Here is a 26,284-nt window from a genome sequence, read left to right as displayed (position 1 = left end):
ATGGAAGCGCTTCGCCTCGACTGGGCCGGCGGCGCACCGGGACTGCGGACGGCGGGCGCGATGACGCGCCAGGGCCTCGTGACGACCGTCTCCTCACCGGCCGGTACCGCGGCCGTCGTCGGCTGGGCGGGCTCGGCCCGCGACCGCGAGGCGGGCGCGCGCGGCCTCCTCGACGCCCTCGGCCGGCCGGGAACCGCACCCCTGTTGCCACCCGGCGACTACGCGGCCGTTCTGGTGTACGGCGACCGCGTCCTCCTGCTGCGCGACGGGCAGGCACGCGTCCCGCTGTTCTTCCGCGAGTCCGCCGGCCGCGTGACCGCCGTGAGCACCTCGGCGGGCGGCCTCGCAAGCGCCACCGACCTGGACCCCCGCTACTTCTGCCGGTACCTCACCGGAAACACGGCGCAGCCGCACACGGACCTCACCCCGTTCACCGGCGTCCACCGCGTCCTGGGCGGAGAGGTCGTCGAACTCTCCCGCACCGGCCGGATGCGCGCCCGTACACCGCGCCGCGTCCCCCGGGTGACCGGCCCTCCCGAAGCGGCAGCCGGCGGACCCACCCGCGCCCGGGCCGCGCGGGAGCTCCGGCTGGCGCTGGAGAACGCCGTCCGCAGCCGGATGGGCACCTCCACGGCCTGCCATGTCTCGGGCGGCACCGACTCCACCAGCGTCGCGCTCCTCGCCGCACGACTGCTGGCCGGTGACCGCGGCGATCCGGGGGAACTGGTCCTGCTCGCCGGGCGTTTCGCGCACGGCGAGCTGGCCGCGGAACGGGCCTACCTGGACCTGGCGATGCAGGAGATCCGCCGCCACGCGCCCGCGGCCCGCCCGCTGGTCGTCGACGCCGACGACGTGGCCGACTTCGACGACTTCGAGCACCACGCCGGAGAAGCGGACGAGCCGCATCCGCACGCCTTCCGCGCCCCGTTCTGGAGCAGGCTCCACGCCGCGGCCGCCGAACTGGGCTGTGACACCCTGCTGACCGGCTGCGGGGCCGACCCGGTCGTTGACGCCAACCCGTACGTCCTGCACCGGCTGGCCCGCACGGGCCGGCTCCGGCAACTGACCCGGCAGGCCCGGGCCTGGGCCGCGGGCAGCGAACGGGGTCTGCGGGACGTCGTGCACGCCTACGTGGTCCAGCCGGCCCTGCCGCTCGCGACCGAGCGTGTCACGGCCCTGGCCCGCGGCGGCACCGTGCTCGGCGGACTCGGCACCTTCAACCGGCCCGGCTGGCTGCGGCCGGGGTTCGCGCGGGCGCACGGCTACCGGGAGGCCGGCGTCGCGGAGAGCCGTTTCGTCTTCGGCGGCACACCGGAACGGTCGCTGTACGACGCCGCCAACTACGCCGCCGCTCCCGACGCGCTGTCCTGGCAGCGGGCGCCACGGGACGGCTTCCTCCTCTCGCACCCGTTCCTCGACCCGGCCGTCATCGCCACGATGAGCGGCCTGCCCGCCTCGGTCAGCTTCGAGCCGGGCCGCCCCAAAGCCGTTCTCCGCGCGGCCATGGCGGACCTGCTCCCCGCCCGGATCGCCGGCCGGACGCTCAAGGTCCCCTTCGACGACCTCTACGCCCGCGGCCTGCGGGCCCACGGCGACGAACTCATCGCCCTGTGCCGTTCCGCCCGGCATCCGCTGGTTCCGGAGATGTTCGACGTGGAGACGCTGTGCCAGGCGATCCGGGAGGCCCGGCTCGGCACGGGTGACTCCTACGCCTGGGACCGGCTGAACCGCTCCCTCGCCCTGGTGTCCTGGCTGGAGCGGCTCAACGCAGGCTCTTGATGTCCCACAGGGTGCGCTCGACGGGGCCGGCGGCGATATCGGTGAGACCGTACCGGCTCACCAGTTCCCGTTGCTCCTGCCCGGAGAACCTGCTGTTCCTGTCCGCTCCCTCGCGCGTGACGCTCGTCTGCACGCCCGCACCCTGAGAACCGAACGTCCAGTAGACGAAGACGAAGCGAGGGTCCCTGGTGTTCTCGTCGATCGCGTTGTTCTCGTGCACCCGAGCCCGGTAGACGAGGGAGTCGAGGCCGCTCCTCTGCTGATCCTTCACCCATGACGCGACATCGCCACCACCCCAGGAAGTCGTCACGAAGTTGATCGGCGGGTCCAGCACGATCTGGTCCTTGCGCGCGAGTTTCGCGGTGGCGTAGAAGGCCACCTGGTCGTAGGGCGTGTCCACGGGTACCTGCACCACCGCGCGAGTGGTGAAGGCGTCACCCGACTCGATCCAGTCCCCGGGCGACATCCAGGGCTTCGCCTCCATCATCTGGCCAGGCTGGCGAATCTCCCTGCGGGAGAGCGGGTTGATCTCCCCCGACGACTTGGCCCACTGCTCGGCGTCTCTTCGCCACTGTTCGCGGAGACGGTCCCTGGGACTCAGCCGTACTCGTTCGCCCATGGCGTGGAACTCGGTGCCCAGCACGTAGAAGCCCACATCGGCGCGGTTCTGGATCGTGATGTCGACCGGCACGGCGAACGCTTTGCGGTCCTTGCTCGGCACGGCCGTCCCCACGGACAACGTGATGAGAGGCCTGGCCTGACGCCGGTTCGGCAGGTAGAGGTTCTGGTAGCCGAAGTTGGCGACGGCGAGGGCCGAGGAGACGAGCAGCGCGGCGGCCACACGTTTGGGGGCGGGGATCGTGACCGACGTCCGCCACACGGCGAAGACAGCCCACGCCGACCCCGCCACGAGAGCGCCGAACAGTGCCTGGAAGAGTACCGAATCGCCGCTCCGCAGCGTCCTGAGCAGGAGCATGGCGTTGCTCAGCAGTGCCGCGAAGACGCCGATCAGGACGACCAGGCCGGAGTACTGGAAGCTGTGGCGGATCCAGTAGTCCAGGACAGCGCCCGCAGCCAGGAGTGTGGTGAAGGCGACCGTGATGAGGACGGCACCGGTGAGGCGGCCGGGGAAGGTCAGCGCATGGATGAAATTGCCCAGGCCGAACCAGCCCAGCAGCACCGTTGTCGCGAGCAGGACCAGCAAAATCGCTGCCATGCTCAGTCGGGCTTGCCAGGTGTGCAGCGAGGGTCGTGGCGCTTTGGGTCGTAAGCCGGTGTGCTGCTTGGCGGGAGTCCGCACGGCGATCACCTCCTGAGAGCGCGCACGTGGAAAAACACCTGTGCCGTGCGGAGACACAGGTGTGCGGCACGGCAGCGGTCGGCCCGCCGCCGTGCCGAGGGTTCGTCATCATCGTCCGTGGTGATCAACCGGGCCGCCATCCGACGCCGCCGGACGTGGTCCTCGCCGGCGCTCCCACGGTTTCACCAGGTGGGGTCCTTGACCATGCCGTAGGACCAGTGAGGGCCCTTGGACATCTCGAAGTGCAGATGCGGTCCCGTGGCGTTGCCCGTGGCCCCGACCTTGCCGAGCCGCTCCCCGGCGGTGACCCGCTGGCCGTCGCTCACCTGCCGCTGGGAGAGGTGGCAGTACGTGTAGACGTGCCCGTTGTCGGCGCTCAGGCCGATCCACTGGCCGTACGCCCCGCCCTTGCCGTTCGACCAGGCGATGGTCCCGTTGCGTACGGCGACCACGGGGGTGCCGGTCGGCGCGGCGAAGTCCTCACCCGTATGGCGGCTCACGCCGTCCGGCTTCCAGGCGTAGGGGCCGCGTGCGTAGAAGGGGAAGGTGACTTCGTGGCCCGGCACCGGTGACGGCACCCGTCCGCCGCGGGCGGGGCCCGGGCGGTCGACGGTGAAGCCGGCACGGCGCCCGAGTGCGCTGAGGGAGGCGTAACCGGGGATGCCGTCGGCGTCGGCTCCGGTGAAGCCCTGGGCGAGCTGTTCCGCGCGGTAGGCGGCCCGGGTCTGCGGGCCGAAGAATCCGGTGGGGCCGTCGGCGATGGGGTGGCCCTGGGCGATCAGGGCCCGCTGCACGGTGCGGACGTCGTCGTTGCTCGCCCCGAGCCTGACGTTGGACAGTGAGACCATGACGGTTCGTTCCTTTCGGGTCGTCAGCGCCACGGGGTCACGGTGAGCCGGATCCGCGCGTCCTGCCCGAGGATCGGTCCCGCGGTCGCGGGCAGCGGGATGCGGCAGACCCAGGCGCCTGGGGTGGGGTCCTCGTCGCGCAGGGCGTGGCTGTCGGGCCGGTAGGCGCTGATCGGGCCGCTGATCTCCGAGTTCCAGACGGCCGTGAGCGCGGGCACGGGGGCGGCGGGGTCGGTGCCGACGTCGACGACGAGGATGTCGTCGAAATCGGCGGTCTGCTCCAGATGGTCGTCGAAGCACAGCAGCCCGTCGCGGCGCCGCAGCGACAGGATCCGCAGATGCAGCGCGTACCGCATGGTGCCGGTCTCGTCCGGCCGCAGGCCGCTGCACAGGAACGTGGTCACCAGGGGGACCGTCGCCCCGTCGTCCGGGGTGCCGTCCGGGGCGCCGTCGGGCAGCTGGACGGGGCACCAGTGGGCGCTCGTCCGCTCGTGCGTGACGATCCGCAGGCCGCGGACCGACAACCGGACCTCGGCCTGCCACACCGTGTCCTCCCGCCGCGGCAGCCGGACACCGACGAGTTCGGCCTCGGCCCTGCGGTCCCCGAACAGGAAGCGCCGCAGGTTCTGGTAGCCCTCCTCGGAGTTGACCAGTCCGTAGCGTCCGCTGTGACTGCGGTGCACGCAGGCCTGGTGTGCGCCGGGGACGTACGCGTTGTCGATCCGCACCAGACCGTCGCTGCGCGGCCCGACCGTGGCCGCGGACAGGCCGAGCGCCACGTCGTAGTCGGTCGGGTCGGTGCCGATCAGGCAGAAGACCCGCTCCGGTGGGAAGGGGAACTGCCCGTCCCCGGGCATCGCGCGGGCGTCCCACGCCGGCGGCGGACCGTCCGGGTCCGTCTCCGACTTCGGCGTCAGGTACTCGTACATCCGCTCGCGCCCGAAGATCTCCGCGCCGTTGACCCCGGTGACGTCACGCAGCCGCTCCAGCAGGCCGAAACCGACGTCGAAGGCGATGCCGCCGTGCGGCGTGCCGTACGTGAAGAGCTTGGCCACGCAGTCGTCCGGATCGCGGCCGAGGTCGGGGAGGACCTTCTGGATCAGGCAGCGGCACACCAGCCCGCCCATGGAGTGGGCGACCAGATGCACCCGTTCCGCTCCGGACTTCGCCCTGACCGTGTCGATCAGCCGCAGCAGGTCCGCGGCGGCCGTCTCCAGCCGGAACTCCTGGGGGCGGGCGCCCCAGGTGCTCGCGGACGGGTCGTAGAACCGGTGGATCCAGATGGTGTCCGGCGGGATCGTGTCATGACCGGCGAGATAGAGGGCCTGCCCGCCGTCGACGAGGATCCGGTAGCCCTCGTCCAGGTGCAGACGGAGCAGGGGGCTCTCGAACTCGTAGAAGCAGGGGGCGTCGTCCGGTCCGATACGGACGTGCGTGGAGCCCTCGTTGAACCCGTAGAACGGGTCCGCCACCGCCTTGTCGATCGCGGCGGTGCCGCCGGCGTATCCCCGGACGTAGACGATCGGCAGTCTCGGGTTCGGAGTCATGCGTCCTCCAGGCGGTCCGGAAGGATCGGCTGCCGCGCAGGCACGCCGTCGAGGCTACGGACCAGCCGTCAGCCCGATGTCAATCCGGCGTCACCGGCCCGGTGGGAAGCAGCCGTGGCCGAACAGCGTCGAACGGGGGAAGACACCGTGCGCCTCTCTTCCTCGGCTTCGGCCGGTGCGGACGGGCGCCGCAACTGCGGGCAACAACGCGTGAGCGTGTCGGCTGATGTCACGTCACATTCATTTGAAGCGTCACTGGTTGACCGTGAAACCGCCTGCCTCGGTGTCCCGGCTCCGGTGGCATGGATACGTCGCCGGGGTGAGAATCAGGGGAGAGGTGAGCGGCGCCGTCGCGCGCCGCCCTCGGTTCTCACGCCCTCGAAGATCTTCACGATCTCGAACTCGAACGAGGCGTTCACCCATGGCTCTCCACACGACGCGTCCTGTGGTTCCCGGGCTCCACCACGACCTGCGCGACCATCCCGCCGAGGGCCTTCACGGCGGTGGCGGCGGTGGCGGCGGTGGCCACGGTGGCGGTGGCCACGGTGGCGGCTGGAACTCCGACGGGGGCAGGCGCTCCGGCGGCGGCTGGAACTCGGACCGCGGCCGGGACTCCGGCTGGGACAGGTCCCGCGGACCGGGCCCGGACCGGCACCCGGACCCCGGACCGGTACACACGGAGGACGTCGCCGAGGGCCCGTTCCGGGTGGTGCGGCCGGCGGACATGCTCGTCGTCGACATCAGCCTGATCAATCTGCGCCGGGACGGCAGTCGTCTGGTACCGCGGATTCCGGGTACGCCGGCGTTCGTCGTGGCCGTGCTGCCACCACAGCACGTCATGGAGCAGGCTTTCCCGCTGCAGACCCCGGCCCCGTCCGCACCGGTCAGAGCCTTCACCGCCGGCCCGACGACGCTGTCCTTCTCGGTGCCGACCGACCTGAACGGCCTGGACCTCTCGCTGGAGGCGCTGCTCGACTGGGAGCGGCTCGTGCCGCTGACGGATCTGTCCGGCCTGCCCGCGGGCGCCGCGGGGCCCACGGGCTTCCAGGGGGTCCCCGGGAGCGTCCTCGAATTTCCCACCTGGCTGCTCATCACCTACGACGGCCCGGTGGACTGGCTGAGCAGGCCGCAACCCCACCGGGCCGACGGGCGTACCGCCTTGTGGCACGCGCGACTGCACTCCACACGGGGCGGAGACGTCCCGCTCCGGGCCTTCGCGGCGGTTCCGGACCGCGACAAGCACCTCGGGAGCGGCTCCCTCAGCGACAGGAACCGGGCGGACATCGTCACCCTCACCAGCCGCACCGAACTCGTGCCACCGGGCGGCCCGCCCATCCAGGTCCCCAGCGCGTCATTGCAGTCGGAACAGTTCATCGTCACGCCGCTCGGCGCGTCGGCCCATCTGCACGGCGTCTGGGAGGAACCGCACGAGAACGACGAAGACCGGTACAGGGCGGCCGGACGGCAATACCCCAACCTGGAGATGTACGACCACATCACGGGTCTGGGGCGTGACCAGTACGTGCGCGTCGTCACCCGCGGCCGTCTGTGCACCAGGCACCGGGCGTCGCACGTGGCGGAGTTCCGGCGGGTGTTCGTCACCGACCCGCAGGGCGGAATCGTCGCCTATCTGCGGCGGGAGGACCGCATCGTCGTCAAGGAGCCTGAGGTCCCGTACCAGGCGGACGACTACCCGCACGCAGGGCGGGAGATGCCCTTCACCAGCCTGCGCGTCACCGACCGTGTCACCCCGCCGATCAGTCAGCCGGAACCGGCTTCGAATCGGCCCGGTTCGGATGCGCCGCTCATCGACAACGTCGCCTTCTGGGTGAGGCGCGCCGACGACGGACAGGACTACCAGTTCACTCTGATCGGCACGGACCGCGAGGGCAGGAAGGTCAGCTTCAGAATGCCGCTGATCTATGTGCCGGACGGACCACTCGTCGATCCGGCTGCACCGCTGCCCGACGGCGGGCATGCGGCCATCGACACCGAGACTCTGGTGCGCAGGCTGCTCGGCGAGAAGCCCGACCGCATGACGGGCAAGGTGAACGGCCAGGTGATGGCCATGGCCCAGCCGCCGGAGGGCGTGCCCGGCAGCACCAGCCATCCGGTCGACGACCTGACCTTCGAGCTCCACAAGGTCGGTACGCCCTTCGTGCGGAAGGCGAACGTACGCGTTCCCGCCGTCGAGCAGTTCACCGGCAACGCCGGTTACCGGGGCGTCAGGTTCAACGACACCTACCTCGAGCGAGCCGTGGACGGCCATCCGGCGGGCGCCTACCTCGATCTCGAGTCGTCTGTCACGGTCTCCATCGGTACCGAGCAGGCCGGAGGCGTCGCCAGCCCCAGGACCGAGCTCAAGTTGATCACCGCTCAGGCCGGTGTCGTACCGGACGTCTACCGAGCGGACACGAACTTCGACGGCATAAGGAAGTTGTTCGCCGGAGCAAAGCTGCTCGGCAAGATCCCCCTCGACGAGTTCCTGCGGGACGTGCCCCACGCCGGGACGGCGCGGAATCTGGACGACGAGCAGATCGAGAACATCCTGAGTGCCCCGGACGGTGTGCTGCCGGCACCGGTGCTGCGGGTCCGCGACCTGCGGGACGGCCAGGGCAAGGAATTGCGCTACGTCTGGAAGACCCGGCTGGGCCCGAGAGTGGAACCGAAGCCGAAGCCCGATGAGCCCCCGCCACCGCCGGTACCGGTCGACGTGGAGAACTCCATGCTGACACTGGACGCCCGGACCATCCGCTCACAGGACAACGTCGACAAGTCCACCGTGCAGGGCACACTGACCGACTTCGCCCTGGACTTCTTCGGGATCGCCCAAGTGCATTTCGACGAGCTGAGGTTCAGGTCCGGCCCGGGGAAGAAGCCCGACGTCACCGCCGACGGCGTGAAGCTGACGTTCAAGAACGACCTGGAGTTCATCAACACCCTGCGCAGCGCACTGCCCGCCGACGCCTTCGGAGCCGGCGCCTACGTGGACATCGACGCGAGCGGTGTCCGGACGGGGTACAAGCTCGTGGTCCCGACCCTGCCGATCGGCGTCTTCATGCTGTCCAACCTCTCGCTGGCCGCCGAGGTGAGGATTCCCTTCGGCGACGAGCCGGTCTCGTTCAGGTTCTCCGTCGCCGAGCCGCAGCATCCTTTCCACCTCACCGTGTCCCTTCTCGGTGGCGGCGGCTACTTCTTCATGGAGGTCGACACCGCCGGTATACGGCGGATAGAGGGGGCGCTGGAGTTCGGCGGCGCCGCCGCACTGGACCTCGGGGTCGCGAGCGGCGGGGTCTCGATCATGGCGGGTATCTGCTTCGTGCTGGAGAGAGGCACAGCGGCGCACGACGGCGAACCGGCAACGCTGGACAAGGTCTCGCTCACCGGCTATCTGCGCTGCGGCGGCTTTCTGTGCGTGCTGGGCATCGTCACGGTGTCCGTCGAGTTCGACCTCGAACTCCGCTACGAGCACAACGGACGTGAGTCGGTGGTCCGCGGCAGGGGGACGCTCACGGTCAGCGTGCGGATCGCCTTCTTCAGCAAGTCCGTGACGCTCGAACTCGAACGGAGCTTCTCCGGAGCCCCGCGCGACCCGACCTTCGCCGACTGCGTCCCGCTGGAACCGTACTGGCGCGAGTTCTGCCAGGCGTACGCTCCCCAATCCCACGGGTGATGTCCATGCCCCTCGAACAGCACATCAGCTGGACGGTCCTGCCCGCCGGGCTCTCGCAGGACGGCACCCGGGCACGGGTGTCGGTGTTCGTGACGCCTCGGCTGTACCCGTCCCCCGATACGGACCAGACGCTGCGCGCCTTCACCGACTTCCAGGACTGGCCGGGCACGGTCATGGGGATCACCTTCGCCTTCGCCACCACCAGTGACCCCGCGTCGCCGCCCGTGCCCTTCACCGAACCGCTCCGGCCGCAGGTCCCGGAACCGAACACGAGCCTGTGGCAGAGTCTTTTCGACCGCGACACCCAGCTGGAGCCCTACCCCGACCCGCACGAGCAGGACTTGACCAGCTACTCGGCCAAAGACGTCCGCTCGTACACCAAGGGCGTCTATGCCAGGGCGGCGACGGAGCACGCGGAGGAGCCGCCTCCGGCGCGGGAGATGCTGCGCTCGCAGCAGGAGCTCCCCCCGGGGACCCAGACGAAGCACCACCAGGACAGCCAGGACGAAGTCGCCGGTGCCGACGCGGTTCCGACGGAGCTGAGGAAGCTGTACACGTTCTCCTTCCCCTCGAAGGCCGCCCGGTCCGCGCCCGGCGGGCCGCCGAGCGGCGGGCCGCCGGGCGGGGTGGAGACGGCGGCTGTCGCCGAGCCTCCGGCCGGTGAACCGCGCGCGGCCGACCAGGAGGAGCAACACCCGCCACCGTCGCCACCGCCGCCTCCTGACTTCCACACCATGCTCGGCTCGCTCGGCGACCACCCGGTGCTGCTCCAGCACCTCGGGCTGGTGCTGACCTTCGAGGTGTCAGGGCTCCCCGAGTCCCACGGCGAGCGGTTCCTGACGGTCGTCCCCGGCTGGGTCTCGGCACTGGCACCCCACTCGCACGACGTCGCCTGCCTCACCCGCTACTACTTCGGCACGGACCCCCTCGCCCCGGAACCGCCCGTCCCCGGCCGGCGCGTCTTTCTCGCCGCGCAGCCGCCTCCCGACCGCCCGGCAGGGGCTGCGGCCGAACCTGAGGCCGCGGTGGCCCTGGCGGCCCCTTCCCGCGGCCTGGAGGAATTCTCGGCGGCCTTCTCCGTGGAGCAGGCGGACGTCGAGGACGCCGCGCTCAAGCTGGTCGCGGTGTCCGACGAGGCCACGGGACTGTCCCCGATGCGCAACCCCGGTATCTCCCTGGTCTGGAACGGGCGCATGGACGAACTGAAGCCCGAGCTGGCCAAGCCGATGGACCAGAACGACAGTCTCAAGGCCGTCGTCGACCACCAGAGGGAGCACGACGGACAGGCGCCCCCTAACGTCGAGGACCCCCCTGCCTCTCAGGACCGGCCGGTCCCGCCCGTGCTCGCCGCCCGGGACCTGGTCCGCGGCCACCGGATGGACATCTGGGACGAGCAGCGGAACGCCTGGTTCTCGCTGCACGCCCGCGACGTGGAGTACCGGAAGGCCCACGGCGGGCCGCTCCTGCTGAAGGCCTCCGACGAGGGTTTCTTCCAGACCCACGCGGTCTCACCGCCGAACGGTTCGGCGCTGCATCTGCCCGAACGCGTGGCCGTCTGGCGCGGATGGTCCCTGTCCGCTCCGTTCCCGGGCCTCGTGCTCGACACCGACCCCGGGGATCCGGACGGCCACACGCCCCCCAACCCCCCGGTGCCCCTCCGGAACGAGGCGCCGCCGGGGGTGCCGTTGGAGATCACGGTCAAGGCGGGAAGCGGATCCCTGCCGGCCCTGCGGTACCGCCACGCCTACCGGGTGCGCCTGCGTACCGTCGACCTGGCCGGCCATGGCCTCGACCTCGACCGCGCCGATGCCCTGATGCACCTGCCCGGCGCGGCGATCCCCGACCGGCCGCTGGTCTTCCAGCGGTTCGAGCCCGTGTCGGCGCCGGCGGTGGTACAGAGACTGCCACTCGCCGAAGGAGCCTCCACCTTCCGGATGGTCATCCGCAGCAGCCCGGGGGACCAGCCGCCACCGGCTGCTCCGCCCGGCCCCGCGGACAGCGGGACGAGGGTCTCGCTGGCCAACGTCCGACCCGAACTGAGGAACGCCGACATCGCCGTCGTCCAGAGAGCACTCGTAGCCCTGGGCTACGACCTGCCGGGCGGCGCGGACGGCTACTTCGGGAAGCTCACGAGAGCTGTATACGCGGAGGAGCAACGCAAGCAGGGTTTCTCCGGGAGCGACGCGGACGGCGCACCCGGCTGCGAGACCCTCACCAAGCTGGGCCTCAAAGGCGGCTTCACCGTCGACTGCGGCCCCGACGCGCGGCCGGTCCCCGACACCGGCAGCACGGCGGAGCAGTACGCCGCGGAGTTCAATCGAAGGCCACTGGTCGTGAAAGAGGGGCACCGTCCCTACCAGGGGGTCGACGAACGCCACCTGGTGGCGCCGAAGGTGGCTCTGCAGTCCGTTATTCGGTACGGACTGCTGGACGAGGCCATCGGCTCCACCGATCCCAGCGTGCAGAGCGCCGTCTACGAACTGGCCGTGCGCGAGAGCGGTTCCCTGGACGACCCCGGTCCGGACGTACGTCTGGAGCCCGTCGACTCACCCGCGGCGGACCCCGAGCACCCGGCGGTGATCGCGCTGCACACCGGTGAACAGGTCGCCATGCGTGGTCTGCCCGACCCCGAGGCACGCGCGGCCGCTCTCTTCGGCCTGCCGGGAACACGCGCCGGTGAGCCGTTCGTCATCCCCTGGGACGGCGATGTCTGGCACCGCCCGAAGTCCTTCCGGCTGCGGCTGGCCGAAGGAACCGCGCCGCCCGCCTTCGACGAGGCGTCCCGGGTGCTGACCGTGTCACTGCCCAAGGGAGCCGTGGCCACCGTCCGCGTGTGCTCCGGCATCGACTTCGACGAGAACCTCATGGGCATGGCTTCCTGGTGCCGTGAGATACCCGAACCGGCGGCAGCGGGGCTCGCCCCGCGGTCGGAGAGCGAGGCCGCGGCGTGGCGAACCGACGCGTCGAGGATGGCGGACCGTGCGATGGAGCTGGCCGCGGCATGTCGCCACTGGATGTTCACTCCCTGGCACGAGCTGACTCTCGTCCACGCGGTCGACAAACCACTGAAGACCCCCGTCCTCACTCTGCACCCGCCGATGACCGGACGCCCCGAGAAGGCGACGGCGCAGCATCTGGCCGGCACCATCGCGCTGGACGAGGCCAGCACGGGCCGGGTCGACCTGATGGCGGAGTGGACCGAGGTGACGGACGCGGGCCCCGACGGACGTGCCACCCAGGAGATGACCGCGCCGGTGTTCGGGCTGCTGACGGCGAGAGCCGACACGAAAGGCGACCCCGGCAGCCAAGCCGCCGTCCTTCAGAACGGTGTCCTCACCTTCAGCACCGAGGCGGCCGAACAGGCCGCGGAAGAGGCCGCGAAAGCGGAATCGAAGGAAGTCCAGCCCCTCATCGGGAATCACGAGTTCGGTGACACGAAGTACCGCATGGTGCGGTATCACCCGCTGGCGGGCAGCCGGTTCGGCGACTGCTTCCCGGCGGACTTCGCCGAACCCGGCGCGAGCGAGCTGACCGTACCGGGCACCGCGCGGGAGTACCCGGTGTTCAGCAGCGCGGAACCCATGGCTCCGCGGGTCCTTTACTGCGTACCCACGCTCTCCCTGGATCAGGACCAAGGGACGCCGGGCGTCATCGTCCGGCGACGACGCGGTGGGGGCATCCGTGTGTACGTGGCCCGCCCCTGGTGGTCCTCCGGAGACGGTGAACTGCTCGGCGTGGTCCTCGGCAAGCCGCCCGGCGGCGACCCGGAGCCCCTGCGCGACGCCAAGGTCACCCTGATGGGCCGCGACCCACTCCACCCTTCCGCACCGGTGGTGGCCCCGACCCCGGAGATGTTCACCAACGCGGTGGGGGAGCCCAGGCCACTCGTCATGGACCCCCTCTCCGGCGGTCTCCCCGTTACCGTCGTCGGCTTCGCCCCGCAGTTCGACGGGGACGACAAGAGCGACAGCAAAGACAAGGACGAGAGGAATTCGGGGAACGGGGAGAGCGAGGCGAACGGCCGCTGGTTCTTCGACCTGGATCTGGACACCGGGGACGCCTTCCTGCCGTTCGTTCGCCTCGCCCTGGTCCGGTACCAGCCCCACTCGATCGAGGGAGCCGAGATCTCACCGGTCGTCCTCGCCGACCTGGTCCGCACCCTGCCCGACCGGGAGCTCACGGTTCGGCCCGGCCGGCCGCTCACCGTCAGCCTCACCGGCCCTTCCTGGAAGCCGACCGAGTCCTCGCGACCGCAGATCACCGCCAGCCTCCAGCGCCGGCACGACGTCATCAGCGACCAGGATCTCGGGTGGGTGACCCTCGACGGCACCGCCACCCCACTCGTCTCGGCCGAGGCGGAGTCGTCCGACCGACCGTCCTACACGGGCCGGATCGAGGTACCGCCCGTGCGGCGCGGGGTCCCCCTGCGCCTGCTGGTGATGGAGACCGAGGGCATCCCGGCCGACGGACCGACCTCACCCACGCCTGCCGGGCCGGTGATCTACTGCGACACCGTCGACCTCCCGCCGCTGGACGGCGGCCATGGCGGCGATCGCGACGACCATGGCGACGACGACCGGCGTGGTGAGCACGACCGGTCGGACGACGACCACGACGACCACGACGGTCACGGCCGGCGCGGTCCCGGCGGCGACTTCCGCCACCGCTGAGTCCCATGAACAGGTGCTGTGAACCGAGGAGGAGACCGCCATGCCCGACGAGACACTGCAGGACACCCTGCCCAGTCCGCAGACCGACACCACCGACCGGTTCGAGGCGGCTCCCGACCCGGACGGGACCCTGATCCCGATACCGAGGGAGGCGCCCGCCGGGAATCCGGTCCGCGACGACGCCACGATCAGTGTCAGCCCGCTCCAGGGCAGCGGCTACTACGTGACGATCTACAACGGTCCTCCCGAAAGCTCGGGTGGGACCGACGACTTCATCGCCGAACTGCTCACCGAGGCGTCGCTCGCGCGCCTGGAGCAGCTGTTCGCCGAGACCGCGGCCGGAGGCGTCATCAGATTCCTGACGGCACCGGTCGGAGTGCTCATCTCACTGCTGAACTCGACCCCCACGCTGAACGAGCAGTTCATCCGCACGAGGCTCGACGACGGCACCCAGGTCACCTACGCGGTCCTCTCCCCGGCGGAGTGAACACCGGGCCACGACCGCGGCGGTGTCCGGTTCTCGCCGTTCCGCGTTAAATGCCTGGACTGAGGTCCTCCCCCGACGGGACACTTCCGACTTCCGAACCTCCGGGAGTGTGATGGGGACGACAGACACGCGAGGGCCGACGCCGGGCAGGGGCGCGGTCGTTCTGGCGCTGCGCCGCTACGGCCGGGAACTGCTGCGACTAAGACGGCTGGCCCTGCCCGCCCTGCTGCTGCCGGCCGTGGGCAACATCGGCATCCGCTACGTCGCCCCCCTGCTGATCGCCAAACTGGCGGGGCAGGCCGCCGGCGGCGGTCTCACCCTCGGCTCGGCGCTGCCGTACGTGCTGGGTTTCGGGGTGACGCTGCTGCTCGCCGAGGCCGTTTGGCGGGTCGGGCAGCACTGCCTGAACCGCGTGGACGCACTGGGCATGGAACACCTGTACGTGAGCGGCATGGACGAACTCCTCGCCAAGGACGCGGCGTTCTTCCACGACAACTTCGCCGGCTCCCTGACCAAACGGGTGCTGAGTTTCGGCAAGCGCTTCGAGGACTTCGTCGACACGGTGACGTACCGGATCGTGGGCAGTCTCGTCCCCCTGGTGTTCGGTGCCGTGGTGCTGTGGAGCTACGCACCCATGCTCGTCGTGGGGCTCCTGGTGATGATCGCCTCGACCGTGGTGGCCGCCACGCCCCTGATCCGTCGCCGGCAGCGGCTCGTCAACGACCGTGAGGCGGCGATCGCCCGGGTCTCCGGGCACGTCGCCGACAGCCTCATGAACATGGAGACGATCCGCGCGTTCGCGGCCGAGCGGCGTGAGGCCGCCGAACACCGCACCCGCGTCGCGGACTCCAGGCGCCTGACACTGCGGTCGTGGGACTACGGCAACCTGCGCGTCGACACCCTGATCGCCCCCCTGTCCGTGCTGACCAACGTGCTGGGCCTGTTGATCGCCATCGCCTTCGGGGGTCCGGGTCAGGGAGTGGAGGAGGTCGTCGTCGCTTTCACCTACTACTCCAACGCCACCCAGATCATGTTCGAGTTCAACCAGATCTACCGGCGTCTGGAAAGCTCGATGACCGAGGCCGCGCAGTTCACGGAGCTGCTGCTGGATCCGCCCACCGTGCTCGACCCGACGGAACCGGAACCGCTCGCGCCGCGGGACGCCGGCGTCCGCTTCGAGGCGGTGACCTTCGCCCACACGGGCGCGAAGCCGATCTTCGAGGGGCTCGACCTGGACGTGCCGGCCGGCGCACGCATCGGACTGGTCGGCAGGTCAGGCGGCGGCAAGACCACGCTCACCCGCCTCCTGCTGCGGATGTCGGACATCGAGGAGGGACGCATCCTGATCGGTGGTCAGGACATCAGCCGGCTGCGCCAGAGCGACCTGCGCTCCCTGATCGCCTACGTGCCGCAGGAACCCGCCATGTTCCACCGCAGCCTGCGGGACAACATCGCCTTCGCCCGGCCCGACGCCACCGACGCGGAGGTCCACGCCGCCGCCGCGGCCGCGCACGTCACGGAGTTCGCCGACCAGCTCCCCAACGGCTTCGCCACCCTGGTGGGGGAGCGGGGGGTGAAACTCTCCGGCGGCCAGCGCCAGCGCGTCGCCCTCGCCAGGGCCATCCTGCGCGACGCCCCGATCCTGCTGCTCGACGAGGCGACCAGCGCGCTGGACTCGGAGAGCGAGCTCCTCGTCCAGGACGCACTGTGGCGGTTGATGGACGGACGTACGGCCCTCGTGGTCGCCCACCGACTGAGCACCGTCGCCGGTATGGACCGTCTCGTCGTCCTCGACCGCGGGAGCGTCGTCGAGCAGGGCACCCATGCGGAGCTGCTCGCGGTGAACGGTGCCTACGCCAAGCTGTGGCAGCACCAGTCGGGCGGCTTCCTCGGCGAGAGCGCAGAGCCGGTCCCCGGGCTCTCGGTCCCGGACCTGCAGGCGGTCGCCGACATCGGTCCGCCGGGCGAGCGGTGAGCCGCCCGGTGCCTGCTCGTCCGTCGCCGTCGCGCACTCGGCTCGCGGACGCCTCCGAGCGGGACTTTCGGCCCGCCCGGTGCTACGGCGCGGTGGGCGGGTGCGGGGAGCGGAGGACGAGCAGGGTGATCTCGCTGGGGGCGAAGACGCGGAACGGCGGGCCCCAGAAGCCGGTGCCGCGGCTGGTGTAGAGCAGGGTGCGGGCGCCGTGGTGGCTGAGGCCGGCGAGGGCGGGCTGGTCGAGACGGACCAGGTGGTGGAAGGGCCAGATCTGGCCGCCGTGGGTGTGTCCGGAGAGCTGGAGGTCGACGCCGGCGGCGGCCGCCCGGTCGATGAACTTGGGCTGGTGTGCCAGGAGCAGGACGGGCAGGTCGGGGTCGGCGCCGTTGAGGGCTCCGGTGAGGTGGGCACGGTGGCCCGCCAGGCCGGAGGACTCGGCGGTGACGTCGTCCACCCCGGCGACCACGAGGGTGTCGCCGCCGCGTTCGAGCAGCAGATGGCGGTTGCGCAGCGGCTCCCAGCCCAGTTCGTCCATCAGGTCGACCCAGCCCTGGGCCTCGCTGTAGTACTCGTGGTTGCCGGTGACGTACACACGGGCCCGGGTCGCCCGCACGGTGCCGAGTGGGGCGGCTTGGGCGCGGCGGCGTTCGGCCGTGCCGTCCGCGATGTCACCGGTGTGGCAGACCAGGTCGGCTTCCAGGGTGTTCACGGTCTCGCACACCCGTGCCGACCAGCGAGCGCGGTCCAGCGGGCCGTAGTGGGTGTCGGTGATGAGGACGACGCGGGTGCCGTCAAGACCGGCTCCCAGCCGCGGGAGTCGCACGTCGAGCCGGCGCACGCGTGGCACGCGGCGGGCTTCGGCGTACCCCCAGCCGAGGAGCACGGCGGTCACGCCGAGGACGGCCCAGGTGACGATGCGGGCCCGGTCCTGGCTCTCGCCGACGCCGGCCACGGTCAGGGCGAGCCTCAAGAGGACGCCGAGCAGGACGGACCAGGTGAACAGGACCCAGCTCGCGCCCAGCAGCGTGACACCGGCGACCGCCGCCCCGTCCTGCTGACGCCGGCCGTGGCCGCGCACCATCGCGAGCGGCATACCGACGAGGCCGAGGGCGAACAGCGCGGTGCAGGCCGCCGTGACGGGCAGCGCCCAGTGCTGACCGGTGTACAGGAGCACCCAGCAGGGCACGGCCCACAGCAGGACGGGGGCGATCAGGGGGATGTAACGCATCAGGCGGTGCAGTCGGCTCCGCCGCGGCGCTCGCGCCTCACCCTCGGAGGGCCGGGTGTTGCTGATGTCGGTCACGCTTACCCTCCCCGGCCGGACTGCCGTCCCCCGCACTGTATCCGGTCGCCTTTGACCAGCCGACCAGCCGACCAGCCGACCAGCCGACCAGCCGGTCGGCGTTCAGGGGCGCGGCCCCTCGGGGCGAGGGTTCTCCAGGGGACGGCAGGACTCCGCCGCGGAGCCGTCGTGCCGGGTTGCCCGGAGGACGAAAGCGCCTCCGGGCACCCCGGTGGAGGCTCTAGAAGAAGCCCAGCTTCTTGGGCGAGTACGACACCAGCAGGTTCTTCGTCTGCTGGTAGTGGTCCAGCATCATCCGGTGCGTCTCGCGGCCGATTCCGGACTGCTTGTAGCCGCCGAACGCGGCGTGCGCCGGGTAGGCGTGGTAGCAGTTCGTCCAGACGCGGCCCGCCTGGATCGCCCGGCCCGCGCGGTAGGCGGTGTTCATGTCACGGGTCCACACGCCCGCGCCCAGGCCGTACAGGGTGTCGTTCGCGATCTTGATGGCGTCGTCGAAGTCGTCGAAGGAGGCCACCGACACGACCGGTCCGAAGATCTCCTCCTGGAAGATCCGCATACGGTTGTCGCCCTCGAAGATGGTCGGCTGGACGTAGTAGCCGCCCTTGAGCTCGCCGTCGTACTCGATGCGCTCGCCCCCGGTGAGGACCTTGGCGCCCTCCTGCCGGCCGATGTCCAGGTAGGAGAGGATCTTCTCCAGCTGGTCGTTGGACGCCTGCGCGCCGATCATGGTGTCGGTGTCGAGCGGGTGCCCCGGCTTGATCAACCGGGTGCGGGCCACCGCCGCCTCCAGGAACTCGGCGTAGTTACCCCGCTGGACGAGCGCCCGGGAGGGACAGGTGCACACCTCTCCCTGGTTGAGCGCGAACATCGTGAAGCCCTCGAGGGCCTTGTCCCGGAAGTCGTCGTCGTGCGCCCAGACGTCGTCGAAGAAGATGTTCGGGGACTTGCCGCCGAGTTCCAGCGTGACCGGCTTGATGTTCTCCGAGGCGTACTGCATGATCAGCCGCCCGGTCGTCGTCTCCCCGGTGAACGCCACCTTCGCCACCCGCGGGCTGGAGGCCAGCGGCTTGCCCGCCTCCGCGCCGAAGCCGTTGACGATGTTGAGCACGCCCGGCGGCAGCAGGTCGGCGATCAGGCTCACCCAGTAGTGGATGGACGCCGGGGTCTGCTCGGCCGGCTTGAGGACGACCGCGTTGCCCGCCGCGAGCGCCGGGGCGAGCTTCCAGGCGGCCATCAGGATCGGGAAGTTCCACGGGATGATCTGCGCGACCACGCCGAGCGGCTCGTGGAAGTGGTACGCCACCGTGTCGTCGTCGACCTCGCTCAGCGAGCCCTCCTGGGCGCGGATGGCGCCCGCGAAGTAGCGGAAGTGGTCGATGGCGAGGGGGATGTCCGCCGCCAGCGTCTCCCGCACCGGCTTGCCGTTCTCCCAGCTCTCGGCCACCGCGAGCGCCTCGAGGTTCGCCTGCATGCGGTCGGCGATCCGCAGCAGGACGTCGGAGCGCTCCGCCACCGCCGTGCGGCCCCATCCGGGCGCGGCCTCGTGCGCCGCGTCCAGCGCCCGCTCCACATCCTCCGCGGTGCCGCGCGCGATCTCGGTGAACGGCTGCCCGTTGACCGGTGACGGGTTCTCGAAGTACTGCCCGCGCACCGGTGGCACGTACTCGCCGCCGATGAAGTGGTCGTAGCGCGCCTGGTAGGAGACGATCGCGCCCTCGGAGCCGGGCGCCGCGTAACGGGTCATGCTGGTCTGCCTCCCGGTGAAGCGCTGCCCGCCGTTGGGCAGCTCTCGGCGCGAGGCTAGGCGCGCCGACGTTGCGAGTACGTTGCGCCGCGGCGCGACGGAGGCCCGGGCGCCCGGCGGCGCGGGGGTGCCGGCACGGCCAGCTCGCCCTCCAGCGCCGCGAGCCGCGCCCGTACCGACGCCGACGGCCGCACCGCCGCCAGCGCCCGCCACACCTCCAGGTCGTCCTCGCCCCACGGGGCGCGCGCCCAGCCGGCGAGCAGGTCGGGGTCGCGGTGCGCGATCAGCGCCGACCGCATCCCCTCGGCGAGGCGCCGCCTGAGCCGTACCACCGCCGGGGCCTGCGAGCCCGGCAGCAGCGGACCGGTGTACGCCGCCACCGCCCCGGTCAGCGCGCCCGTCTCCAGCCGCCGCTCCACCACGGTCACGTCGGCCTCCACCGGCACCGTCAGCCGGTACGGCCGTGAGGCGAGCAGTCCCGGCCCGGTCAGCCGGCGCAGTCGCGCCAGTTCGGCACGCAGCGTCACCGGGGTCACCGCCGCGTCCTCGTACAGCGCGCAGAGCAGTTCGTCTCCGGTCAGCCCCTCGGGATGACGGGCCAGCAGCACGAGGATCTCGCTGTGCCGGCGGCACAGCCGGACCCGCCGTCCGCCCAGGCGGAGTTCGGCCTCGTCCCGGCCCAGCGCGCTGAGCAGGGCCGTGTCCTCGGCGACCGGGGACGGCGCCAGCAGCGCGAGCTGCGACTCGGCGGCCCGGGCCACCGCCTGCACGAAGCCCAGACTGTGCGGGTGCGCCAGCCCGTCTCCGCCGGTGATGTCCACGGCGCCCAGGACCCGCCCGGTGTGCGGGTCGTGCACCGGCGCGGCCGCGCAGGTCCACGGCTGCACCCGCCGTATGAAGTGCTCAGCCGCGAACACCTGCACCGGCCGGTCCAGCGCGACGGCCGTCCCCGGCGCGTTGGTGCCGACCGCCGCCTCCGACCAGAGAGCGCCCGGCACGAAGTTCATCCGGTCCGCCAGGCGCCGGGTCGCCGGGTGCCCCTCGACCCACAGCAGTCGGCCGTGCGCGTCGCACACCGCCAGCAGATGCTCTCCGTCGGCGGCGAACGAGCCCATCAGTTCCCGGAACAGCGGCATCACCCGGGCCAGCGGGTGCTCGGCCCGGTGGGCGCCGAGATCGCCGTCGGTCAGCTCCACGTTCGCCGTGCCGTCCGGTCCCACCCCGGCCCGGGCGCTGCGCCGCCAGGATTCGGCCACCACCGAGCGCACCGGGCGCGGCACCGTCCCCGCCGTGGTGAACGTCTCGTGTGCCCGGCGCAGCGCCCGGACGCGCTCGGCGGGATCGGCCCCCGGTTCCAGGGCCACCCAGGGATCGGTCAACTGGCCCTCCCGGACGGTGAAACGGCTGGCACCATCGTTACTCGACGTGTTGGCGGGGACAACCGGTTCGACAGCTCGCTCAGCCGAAATTGACCAGTCTGATGTAGCGCACCCAGTCCCACAGCGGTCCGGGATCGGAGTGGTCGCTGCCCGGCACCTCGTAGTGGCCGATGATGTGCTGTCTGTCCCTGGGGATGCCGTAGCGGGCGCAGATCGACGCCGTCAGCTTCGCGGACTGCTCGTAGAGGGCGTTGGTGAAGTAGGCCGGCTGATCCACCCAGCCCTCATGCTCGATGCCGACGCTGCGGGTGTTGTAGTCCCAGTTGCCCGCGTGCCAGGCGACGTCCCGCTCGCGCACGCACTGCGCCACGTGACCGTCCGCCGAGCGGACCACGTAGTGGGCGGACACCTTCTTGTCGGGGTTGCGGAAGATGGCCAGCGTGTCGGCGTACGTCTCCTGCGTGATGTGGATGATCACGCGGTCGATGGTGTAGCTGCCGGGGCGGTTCGACGCCGTGTAGTTGGTGGAGACCGCCGGCTGCCACTCGGCCGAGGGGTAGTCCACGGTCGTCTGCGCGCCCGCACGGGCGTCGGGGAGCATGACGGAGGGGACCGCGGCGAGCGCCGCTCCCATCAGGATCCGTCGCCTGCTGAGCTGGAGTCCGGGCCGGTTCGTGTCCATCGTCTGCCGCCTTTCGGGAGCGGGTGGGGGGATGGGGGCCGTGCCGTGAGTGGTTGACGCGACGTCAGGGGTGGAGGTGCCGCGCGGTCCGGCGCGGCCGCGTGTGCGTGCCGCGCACCAGCCACCGCACCAGGTCAAGCTGCGATATCCGGAACGCGTCCTCCAGCGGACGCGCCGAGTCGGCCGGGATCCGCCGCGTGTCTGACTCCAACCGGGGCCACAGGGCGGCGGCGTCCTCGCGGTGACCGACGGCCACCGCGGTGTTCGGTGCGCGCTCCACAGCCACCGTCATCCCTCCCCTGTACGCCGGTGTGTGTCCCGCGAGGGATGTCGGCCGGCCTCACTCGACGCGTGCGCGTTCCTCGGCGCACGGGACGGCGCCGGGTGGTCCCGGCGGATGTGTCCCGTGCGAATTACGGTACGTCGTGGGAGAGTTGGGCAGAAGAGTGTGCCGTGGACCGGTGGACAGAGCGCACTGTGTGAACAACTCGGCCACCTGAACGGGTGAGGCCGGGCAGCCCCTCTCGGGCCGCCCTCGCCCAGGGCCGCGCGCAGGAGGTCACCCTCGACCCCTCGTCGCCCGCCTCGGGCCGGCCACGCCCCGGGGGCGCCCGCTTCGACCCGCTGCCCGGGGCCGTCCGCCTCGGTTCGTCAGCCCCGTTCCGCCAGGGGCTGTTCCGCGACCGTCGCCGGATCGTCGAGGACCGCGCGGACGACATAGTGGGCGGCGCCCAGCAGCGGGCCCTCCGGGCCCAGCGTGGACACGGACACCGGGCAGACGGGTCCGGCCGTACGGCCCGTCAACTCCGCCTCCAGCGAGGGCAGCAGCCAGGGGGAGAGGCCCGCGAGCGCCCCGCCCAGGACGACCGCCTCGGGGTCGAGCAGATTGACGGCCCCCGTCAGGGCGATGCCCAGGGCCGTACCCGCGTCCCGCAGCGCCCCGCGTACGGCCCCGTCGCCCTCCTCGGCGCGCTCGGCGAGCAGGCCGGCCAGGTCCTGGCGCGGCTCCAGACCGGCCGCGCGCAGCACCGCCTCCTCGCCGGCGTATTGCTCCAGGCAGCCACGTCCGCCGCACGGGCAGGCGGGGCCGTCGGGTCGGACGGGCACATGCCCCAGCTCGCCCGCGAAACCGCGGGTGCCGCGCAGCAACTGCCCGTCCACGACCACCGCGGCGCCGATGCCGATCTCGGCCGACACGTGCAGGAAGTCCCGCGGGGTGCCGGCACCGAGCCACAGCTCCGCCAGAGCGCCGAAGTTGGCCTCGTTGTCCACGGTCAGCGGCGGCCCGCCGGGCAACAGGGAACCGAGATCCACGTCGTGCCAGTCGAGGTTCGGGGCGCGTACCACGGTGCGGCCGTCGCGTGCCACGAGGCCCGGCACGGCGACCGCGAGTCCGGCGGGCCACAGGCCGTCCCGTTCGATCTCCGCCAGGACCCGGCCGACCAGCTCCGTCAGCTCCGCCAGTACGGGCTTCGGGGCCCGGCCCCGGTTCGCGCCGTACCGCACGGCACGCGCGCGGACGGTGCCGCGCAGGTCGACGGCACACACCGCGAGATGGTCGACGCCGATCTCCGCCCCGATGCCGGCCGGGCCGCGTCCGCTCACCGCGAGAGCCGATCCGGGGCGGCCCACCCGGCCCGGCCGCTCGGGGCCCAGTTCCTCCAGCAGCCCCCACCGGATCAGCTCGTCCACGAGGGTCGACACCGCGGCCCTGGTCAGCCCGATGTGCGAGGCGACCGCCGCCCGGGACAGCGGACCCGCCGCGCTGACGGCGTGCATCACCCGGGCGAGGTTGCGCCGGCGCATGCCCTGCTGGGTGTCCGGCAGGGGGCGCCCGGTACCACGTGAGCGGCCCTCGTGCAGCGGTGCGGTCATGCCCTTCGTCAATCCTCGGTCTCTGCGGCCGGACCCGGACCCGGACCCGGCCCCGCGCCCGTCGCCGGGCGCGCGCTCAGCGCGATTCCGTCCCCCGCTCCAGCAGCGGGGCCGCGTCGGAGAGTACCCCGCTGATCCGCGCCAGCGTCTCCTCGTCCCGCTCCACGGCCTCCAGCACCGGGCCGGCGGCCGTGTTCCAGCGGCGTGCCACCGCGCCCGGATCCTCACCGGTCAAAAGGCCGGCGGCCTGTGCGGCGGCCCCCAGCGCCACCAGTTCCCCCGCCCGGGGAATCTGGACCGGCCGCCCCGACAGCCGCCGAACGGTCTGCTGCCAGGCGGTGCCCCGGGCCCCGCCGCCGATCAGCAGCAGCGGCGTGCCGCGGTCCGCGTCCTCGTCCAGGACCAGTTCGAGCGCGCCGAGGAGGGCGTGCACCGCGCCGTCGTAGGCGGCCTGCAGCAACTGGCCGCCGGTCGTGTCATGACGCAGCCCGTGCAGCAGGCCGGAGGCATGGGGGAGGTTCGGGGTGCGTTCTCCGTCCAGGTACGGCAGCAGGGTGACGGAGGCGCCGGACTCCACGGCCTCGCGGTCCAGGCCCAGCAGTGCCGCGACCCGGTCCACGGCGAGGGTGCAGTTCAGCGTGCACGCGAGCGGCAGCCAGTCCCCGTGCGCGTCCGCGAAGCCGGCCACCGTGCCCGTCGGATCGGCGGGGCGGCGCCGGGCGACCGCGTACACGGTGCCCGACGTGCCGAGGCTCAGCACGGGGGTGCCCGGCCTGAGCCCGAGGCCCAGCGCGGCGGCGGCGTTGTCACCGGTGCCCGGTGCCACCAGGGTGCCCTTGGAGAACGGCAGACCGTGGCCGCCGCGCACGGTGCCGGCCACCTCGCCGGGCCGCACCACCCGGGGCAGCAGCGCCGGGTCGAGCCCCACATGGGCGAGCGTCTCCTCGTCGTACGCCTCCGTGCCGGCGACCCACCAGCCCGTGCCGGACGCGTCGCCGCGGTCGGTCGTGCCCTGTCCGGTCAGCCGCTCCGTGAGGTAGTCGTGGGGGAGCCGGACCGCCCTGGTGGCACGGACGGCCTCCGGCTCGTGCTCGGCCAGCCAGGCCCACTTGGTCACCGTGAACGACGCCCCGGGCACACTGCCGGTCCGCTCCGCCCACGCCTTCGGGCCGCCCAGCTCCTCCACGAGCCGGCGGGCCTGCGGCGCCGACCGGACGTCGTTCCAGAGCAGTGCGGGGCGCACCGGTTCGCCCCGCTCGTCCAGCGTGACCAGGCCGTGCTGCTGGCCGCCGATCGACACCGCGGCCGCCTCGTGCGCAGGCTCGCCGCACTGGCGCAGCGCCTCGCACAGCGCGTCCCACCACTGGCGCGGATCACTCTCCCGGCCCGCCCCCGAGGTCACGGTGTGCGGGGCCTGGCCGCTCGCCACCACCTCGCCGGTGGACGAGTCGACGACCAGTGCCTTCGTGGACTGGGTGGAGGTGTCCACGCCCACGACGAGCGGACCCTCGGCTGCTGACATCGGGCTCTCCCTCTTTCCGCGGCTCCGCGGGATGCGCTGTGACCTGGCAGGACATGCGTCCGCGGCGGCGGTGGAACGAATCCCTCGCCGTCGAGGACACACCTTGTCTCTTCCCAGAGGTGTGTGCGCATACTAATTTGTAAACGGCCATTACGAAATAGTCGTACCAAGCAAGGAGCCGCGGCATGAGCTACCAGCCCACCCCCGAGGACAGGTTCACCTTCGGCCTGTGGACCGTCGGCTGGCAGGGCAGGGACCCGTTCGGCGACGCCACCCGCCGTGCCCTCGACCCGGTCGAGACGGTGCGGCGCCTGGCGGAGCTCGGCGCCCACGGAGTGACCTTCCACGACGACGACCTGATCCCCTTCGGGTCCTCGGACACCGAGCGCGAGTCCCACATCAAGCGCTTCCGCCAGGCTCTGGACGCCACCGGCATGACGGTGCCGATGGCCACCACCAACCTCTTCACGCACCCGGTCTTCAAGGACGGCGCGTTCACCGCCAACGACCGCGACGTCCGCCGCTACGCCCTGCGCAAGACGATCCGCAACATCGACCTCGCCGCCGAGCTGGGCGCGAAGACGTACGTCGCCTGGGGTGGCCGCGAGGGCGCCGAATCCGGGGCCGCCAAGGACGTCCGCGCCGCCCTCGACCGCATGAAGGAGGCCTTCGACCTCCTCGGCGAGTACGTCACCTCGCAGGGCTACGACCTCCGGTTCGCCATCGAGCCCAAGCCCAACGAGCCGCGCGGCGACATCCTGCTGCCCACGGTCGGTCACGCGCTGGCCTTCATCGAGCGCCTGGAGCGCCCCGAGCTGTACGGCGTCAACCCCGAGGTGGGGCACGAGCAGATGGCCGGGCTGAACTTCCCGCACGGCATCGCGCAGGCCCTGTGGGCGGGCAAGCTCTTCCACATCGACCTCAACGGCCAGTCCGGCATCAAGTACGACCAGGACCTGCGGTTCGGCGCCGGTGACCTGCGGGCCGCGTTCTGGCTCGTCGACCTCCTGGAGGACGCGGGCTACGACGGGCCGCGCCACTTCGACTTCAAGCCGCCGCGGACCGAGGACCTCGACGGCGTGTGGGCGTCGGCGGCCGGCTGCATGCGCAACTACCTCATCCTGAAGGAGCGGGCCGCCGCGTTCCGCGCCGATCCGGAGGTCCAGGACGCGCTGCGCGCCTCGCGGCTGGACGAGCTCGTCCAGCCGACCGCGGCGGACGGCCTGCGGGACCTGCTCGACGACCGCGCCGCCTTCGAGGACTTCGACGTGGAGGCGGCCGCCGCGCGCGGCATGGCCTTCGAGCGGCTCGACCAGCTGGCCATGGACCACCTGCTGGGCGCCCGGGGCTGAACCCGGATCCCGCCGGGGGCATTCCGAAGTCGCGGGGCGGCCTCGGAATGCCCCCGGGGTGGCTGTGCCGGTGGACACCGACCGGGTACGGACGGTGCCGGTGGGCACCGCACCGGTACGGACCGATCACAGCGCCGTCGAGATGTCG

16 protein-coding genes are annotated in these 26,284 nt (G+C 71.7%); 6 read left to right on the top strand and 10 right to left on the bottom strand.

The window, feature by feature from the left end; all coding sequences use genetic code 11:
• Window positions 1–1,779, top strand: a complete 1,779-nt coding sequence (locus tag ACWCPN_RS23950) for an asparagine synthase-related protein (protein ID WP_451209610.1) — start codon at window positions 1–3, stop codon at window positions 1,777–1,779.
• On the opposite strand, the gene ACWCPN_RS23945 is transcribed toward ACWCPN_RS23950, so the two are convergent.
• The 3 genes from ACWCPN_RS23945 to ACWCPN_RS23935 all read right to left on the bottom strand — a co-directional run bounded on the left by ACWCPN_RS23945 (window position 1,763) and on the right by ACWCPN_RS23935 (window position 5,474).
• Window positions 1,763–2,995 carry a hypothetical protein gene (locus tag ACWCPN_RS23945; RefSeq protein WP_451209608.1) on the bottom strand — a complete coding sequence of 411 codons (1,233 nt, stop codon included), beginning with the start codon at window positions 2,993–2,995 and terminating at the stop codon, window positions 1,763–1,765. The genes ACWCPN_RS23950 and ACWCPN_RS23945 overlap by 17 nt on opposite strands.
• A 266-nt stretch (window positions 2,996–3,261) precedes the next feature.
• Window positions 3,262–3,927: a M23 family metallopeptidase gene (locus ACWCPN_RS23940; RefSeq protein WP_451209605.1), complete on the bottom strand. Its 666-nt coding sequence runs from the start codon at window positions 3,925–3,927 to the stop codon at window positions 3,262–3,264.
• Between the two features lie 23 nt (window positions 3,928–3,950).
• On the bottom strand, window positions 3,951–5,474 hold the full coding sequence (locus ACWCPN_RS23935) for an alpha/beta fold hydrolase (protein WP_451209602.1): 1,524 nt from the start codon (window positions 5,472–5,474) through the stop codon (window positions 3,951–3,953).
• Between the two features lie 421 nt (window positions 5,475–5,895).
• On the opposite strand from ACWCPN_RS23935, the gene ACWCPN_RS23930 reads away from it, so the two are divergent.
• The 4 genes from ACWCPN_RS23930 (at window position 5,896) to ACWCPN_RS23915 (ending at window position 16,279) form a co-directional block, all read left to right on the top strand.
• On the top strand, window positions 5,896–9,147 hold the full coding sequence (locus ACWCPN_RS23930) for a hypothetical protein (protein WP_451209599.1): 3,252 nt from the start codon (window positions 5,896–5,898) through the stop codon (window positions 9,145–9,147).
• A gap of 5 nt (window positions 9,148–9,152) precedes the next feature.
• Window positions 9,153–13,817, top strand: coding sequence for a peptidoglycan-binding domain-containing protein (locus ACWCPN_RS23925; protein ID WP_451209595.1), 4,665 nt, complete (start codon window positions 9,153–9,155; stop codon window positions 13,815–13,817).
• Between the two features lie 40 nt (window positions 13,818–13,857).
• The gene (locus tag ACWCPN_RS23920; RefSeq protein WP_451209592.1) at window positions 13,858–14,304 is read left to right on the top strand and encodes a hypothetical protein; all 447 of its coding nucleotides are present in this window, start codon (window positions 13,858–13,860) and stop codon (window positions 14,302–14,304) included.
• A gap of 112 nt (window positions 14,305–14,416) precedes the next feature.
• A complete protein-coding gene (locus tag ACWCPN_RS23915) occupies window positions 14,417–16,279 on the top strand; it encodes an ABC transporter ATP-binding protein (RefSeq protein WP_451209589.1) in 1,863 nt (620 codons plus the stop codon).
• An 82-nt stretch (window positions 16,280–16,361) separates the two neighbouring features.
• Here ACWCPN_RS23915 and ACWCPN_RS23910 read toward each other — a convergent pair whose 3' ends face one another.
• The 7 genes from ACWCPN_RS23910 to xylB form a co-directional block, all read right to left on the bottom strand.
• Window positions 16,362–17,582: a metallophosphoesterase gene (locus ACWCPN_RS23910; RefSeq protein WP_451209584.1), complete on the bottom strand. Its 1,221-nt coding sequence runs from the start codon at window positions 17,580–17,582 to the stop codon at window positions 16,362–16,364.
• Window positions 17,583–17,802: 220 nt separating this feature from the next.
• Entirely contained in the window at window positions 17,803–19,326 is a 1,524-nt protein-coding gene (gene adh / locus ACWCPN_RS23905; protein WP_392293782.1) for an aldehyde dehydrogenase, read from the bottom strand.
• A 56-nt stretch (window positions 19,327–19,382) separates the two neighbouring features.
• Window positions 19,383–20,705, bottom strand: a complete 1,323-nt coding sequence (locus ACWCPN_RS23900; protein ID WP_451209581.1) for a GAF domain-containing protein — start codon at window positions 20,703–20,705, stop codon at window positions 19,383–19,385.
• 79 nt (window positions 20,706–20,784) lie between these two features.
• Window positions 20,785–21,387: an N-acetylmuramoyl-L-alanine amidase gene (locus ACWCPN_RS23895; protein ID WP_451209579.1), complete on the bottom strand. Its 603-nt coding sequence runs from the start codon at window positions 21,385–21,387 to the stop codon at window positions 20,785–20,787.
• Between the two features lie 64 nt (window positions 21,388–21,451).
• Window positions 21,452–21,679, bottom strand: coding sequence for a hypothetical protein (locus ACWCPN_RS23890; protein WP_451209575.1), 228 nt, complete (start codon window positions 21,677–21,679; stop codon window positions 21,452–21,454).
• Between the two features lie 359 nt (window positions 21,680–22,038).
• The gene (locus tag ACWCPN_RS23885) at window positions 22,039–23,262 is read right to left on the bottom strand and encodes an ROK family protein (protein ID WP_451209572.1); all 1,224 of its coding nucleotides are present in this window, start codon (window positions 23,260–23,262) and stop codon (window positions 22,039–22,041) included.
• Window positions 23,263–23,338: 76 nt separating this feature from the next.
• Complete coding sequence (xylB, locus tag ACWCPN_RS23880; protein WP_451209569.1) at window positions 23,339–24,784, bottom strand: xylulokinase; 1,446 nt, start codon at window positions 24,782–24,784, stop codon at window positions 23,339–23,341.
• A gap of 185 nt (window positions 24,785–24,969) precedes the next feature.
• On the opposite strand from xylB, the gene xylA reads away from it, so the two are divergent.
• Complete coding sequence (gene xylA, locus ACWCPN_RS23875; RefSeq protein ID WP_451209566.1) at window positions 24,970–26,136, top strand: xylose isomerase; 1,167 nt, start codon at window positions 24,970–24,972, stop codon at window positions 26,134–26,136.
• Window positions 26,137–26,284: the final 148 nt, after the last annotated feature.

Source organism: Streptomyces sp. NPDC002386 (assembly GCF_053593175.1).
This window is presented reverse-complemented; position numbering and strand designations above follow the sequence as displayed.